Below are 3,680 nucleotides of genomic sequence, written 5' to 3'. Positions count from 1 at the left end.
GCGGTGAGCTGGTCGATCTCGTGCAGCGAGCCCACAAGCGGCTTTTCGCAGACCACCTGCTTGCCGGCGGCGAGCGCCGCCATAACTTGCGGAAAGTGCAGCGTTGGCGGCGTGCAGATATCGACGATGTCGATGTCGCCCATGGCCAGCACCTCGTCGAATGAGGTGGTACGACGCGGCACCGAGAACTCATCGCCGACAGCGGTCAGGCGCTCCTGACTGAGGTCGCAGATCACCTGCAAATCGAACTGATCGCGCAAGCGCGCGTAGCCCTCGGCGATATGGTTGCGGCCGATGCCGCAGCCGATAACGGCGACCGTCTTCGGTTTCGACTTGGGTTTCGACTTGGGTTTCGACATGCCTTAAGCCCTTCCTTCCGCCATCGCCTGCGCGGTGAGCGCCAGCTCCATGGCCTTGAAGCAGCGTGCCTGCGGAATCGCGGTCTCGGTGCGATTGAGCACGTCGGAGATGAGCTGGCGGCCATAGGGCAATTCGACATTGGAACAGTCGATCCGGTGGACACCCTTGCGGTCGACCATGATGAGATGGTCGATGCCGGGCTGCCCGGCGACATCGATATATTTGCGCAGCTCCATGTACCCCTCGGTGCCGAGAATGGTGATCCGGCCGTCACCCCAATTGGGCAGACCGTCGGGGGTAAACCAGTCGACGCGGACGTAGCCGGTGACATCACCGGTCCGCAGCAGCATTTCGCCGAAATCCTGCAACTCCGGCCGGTCCGGATTGGCGCGGTTGGCGACCGTCGCGCTGACGACCTTGGCATCGAGCGCGTCGGCGAAGAACAGGAACTGTTCGCATTGATGCGAGGCGATGTCGGTCAACACGCCGCCGGTGCGCTCGCGCGAATAGAACCAGTCGGGCCGCGGCAGATTCTTCAGTTTGTGCGGGCCGAGCCCGACGGTGTTGATGACCTTGCCGATGGCGCCGGCCGCGATCAGTTCGCCCGCCTTCACTGTGGAGCGGGTCTCGAAATGCTCGGAGTAGCAGACCGAATAGATCCGCTTTGTCTCGGCCTGGACCCGGCGCACCTCGGCCAATTGCTCCAGCGACGTCATGCCCGGCTTGTCACTCATATAGTCCTTGCCGTGGCGCATCACCTCGATGCCGAGCGGAGCGCGGTCGGCGGGGATGCCGGACGAGAGGATCAGTGCGATGGTCTTGTCGTCGAGCAATCTCGCCCGCTCGGCTACGCGCGGGACTAGCGGATATTTCGTCGCGAAAGCCCTGGCCAGGTCGTCCTCGACGGCATGAAAGCCGACCAGCTCGGCGCCGGCGCGCAGCAGGCAATCGACCTGGCCATAGATGTGAGCATGATTGATGCCGATCGCGGCGAAGCGCAGTTTGCTCATGACTTTTCTTCCCTGGTTAGCAGTCGATGCGGGGATGCGTCCGATATCGTCACCCCTTCATCCCCGTGGTGGCGATGCCGTCGATCAAGAGACGCTGGAACAGCAGGAAGAGGACGAACAGCGGCAGCAGCGTCAGCGTCGACATGGCGAACAGGCCGCTCCAGTCGGATTTGCCGGTGGAATCGACGAAGCTGCGCAAGCCGAGCTGCACGGTGTAGGAATTCATGTCGTTGAGATAGATCAGCGGCCCGAAGAAGTCGTCCCAGGTCCAGATGAAGGTGAAGACCGCGGCAGTGGCAAGCGCCGGCACCGACAGCGGCAGGATCACGATCCAGTAGATGCGCCACGGCCCGCAGCCGTCGATCATCGCGGCCTCATCGAGTTCGCGCGGGATGGAGCGGAAGAACTGCACCAGCAGGAAGATGAAGAAGGCGTCCGCCGCCAGGAATTTCGGCACGATCAGCGGCAGGAAGGTGTCGACCCAGTCGAGGTTGAGGAACAGGATGTATTGCGGGATCAACGTCACATGGTACGGCAGCATCAGGGTGCCGAGCATCAGCGCGAACCAGAACTTCTGGCCGCGGAATTTCAGTCGGGCGAACGCGTAGGCCGCGAGCGAGCACGACATCACGTTGCCGACCACGCTGCACAGCGAAACCACGAGCGAATTCAGGAAGAACCTTCCGAAGGTCACCTGCAGCCCGGACCAGCCGCGCCAGTAGGCGTCGAGGCTGAAGTGGCGCGGCCACAGCGAGGCGTCGCCAAAGATGTCGCTGTCCGGTTTGAACGAGCTCGCCAGCATCCACAACAGCGGATACAGCATGGCAATCGAGGCGAGGCACAGCACGACATGATAGATCAGCGCGCGGCCGCGTCCGTTGCGAGGGTGCGGAATCTCATCCGATGTCGCGAGATCAACCATCGTAGTGCACCCAGTAGCGCGATGACAGGAAGGACAACGCGGTGAAGGCCGCGATGATCACCACCAGCACCCAGGCCAGCGCGGAGGCATAACCCATGCGGAAATAGGCAAAGGCTTCCTGGTAGAGATAGAGCGTATAGAACAGCGTCGCATCGATCGGGCCGCCGGTGCCCCCGCTGATGATGAAGGCCGGCGTGAATGCCTTGAAGGCGTCGATGGTCTGCACCACGACGTTGAAGAAGACCACCGGCGTCAGCAGCGGCAGGGTGATCCGCCAGAATTGCTGGCTGCGGCTGGCGCCATCGATCTCAGCGGCCTCATAGACGTCCTTCGGAATTTGGCGCAGGCCGGCGAGGAAGATGATCATCGGCGAGCCGAACTGCCACACGCTCAGCGCCACCAGGGTGTAGAGGGCGGTGTCGGGATTGGAGATCCAGCTCGGTCCATGAATGCCCACGAGCTTCAGCGCCTGGTTGAGCAGGCCGTCGCCGGCGAACAACTGGCGCCACAGCACTGAGATGGCAACGCTGGCGCCGATCAGCGACGGCAGATAGAAGATTGCGCGGTACRGCGGCAGGCCGCGGAGGCCCCGGTTCAGGATCGTTGCCACCAGGAGCGCGAAGGTGAGCTTGAACGGCACGGCCAGCGCCACATAGATGAAGGTGACGTGCATCGCCGCGCTGAACTTGGGATCGCTGGTCGCGATGCGCACGTAGTTGGCGGCGCCGACCCAGCGAGGATTGCTGAGCAGGTCGTAATCCGTGAACGACAGATACAGCGAGACCAGCGCCGGCCCCAGCGTGAGCCCGAAAAAGCCGATCAGCCAGGGCGCGAGAAACAGATAGCCCGCGGCGCTGTCGCGCCAGGAGGATTCGGGCGCGCGTGCGGCCGCGACGGGTGTGGCAGCGTCGATCAGCGTATCCGCCACCGCTTCTATCCGCGGGCCAGCACGGCGGCCGCCTCGGCGACAAACTGCTTGGCACCGTCGGCGGGGGTCAGGCGGCCGAAACCGACCTGCTCATTGACGCGCCGCAGCACGCTCTGGATTTCGCCGGCGCCTCGCGGCGGCGGAGGCGGCAACGGCCCAACCTTGTCGCTGACCAGGCTGATGTAGTCGACCATGGCGCGACCGAGGTCGTCGAGCGTCGGCGTCACGACGTTGCGCACCGCTGATGACGGCGGCACGCCGCGTTCGACGCCGAGCACCTTGCCGGCTTCGAGGTCGGCGACGAAGTAACTCACGAGCTTGACCGCCGCCTCGGCCTGTTTCGACTGCGCCGCGACGCTCCACATCATGGCCGGCTTCAGATACTGGCCGGGCTTCGCGCCTTTTCCTCCATCGGGATAGGTGGACAGGCCGAGCTTGCTCTTGCTGATGGCCTGGAAGC

Annotated in this window: 3 protein-coding genes and 2 pseudogenes; all 5 read right to left on the bottom strand. The window is 63.7% G+C overall.

The window, feature by feature from the left end; translation table 11 throughout:
* Positions 1 to 359 (bottom strand): Gfo/Idh/MocA family protein (locus AC1D00_RS31600; RefSeq protein WP_477013359.1); only part of this gene is annotated, 359 nt, incomplete at its 3' end.
* A gap of 3 nt (positions 360 to 362) precedes the next feature.
* Positions 363 to 1,370 (bottom strand): Gfo/Idh/MocA family protein, encoded by a 1,008-nt coding sequence (locus AC1D00_RS31595; protein ID WP_477013358.1) that lies wholly within the window; start codon positions 1,368 to 1,370, stop codon positions 363 to 365.
* A gap of 49 nt (positions 1,371 to 1,419) precedes the next feature.
* Positions 1,420 to 2,193 (bottom strand): carbohydrate ABC transporter permease, encoded by a 774-nt coding sequence (locus AC1D00_RS31590; protein WP_477013360.1) that lies wholly within the window; start codon positions 2,191 to 2,193, stop codon positions 1,420 to 1,422.
* 91 nt (positions 2,194 to 2,284) lie between these two features.
* A pseudogene (locus AC1D00_RS31585) lies at positions 2,285 to 3,157 on the bottom strand (carbohydrate ABC transporter permease); the annotation flags it as partial.
* Between the two features lie 68 nt (positions 3,158 to 3,225).
* Positions 3,226 to 3,680, bottom strand: a pseudogene (locus AC1D00_RS31580) (ABC transporter ATP-binding protein); the annotation flags it as partial.

It is taken from the genome of Bradyrhizobium sp. P2_E8, assembly GCF_056403875.1.
The sequence above is the reverse complement of the archived record's forward strand: the minus strand, read 5'-3'. Positions and strand labels throughout refer to the sequence as shown.

Excerpts from the sequence above, each read along its gene's own strand:
- AC1D00_RS31590 (WP_477013360.1), bottom strand. The coding sequence starts at position 2,193 with ATGCTGTATCCGCTGTTGTGGATGCTGGCGAGCTCGTTCAAACCGGAC.
- AC1D00_RS31595 (WP_477013358.1), bottom strand. The coding sequence starts at position 1,370 with ATGAGCAAACTGCGCTTCGCCGCGATCGGCATCAATCATGCTCACATC.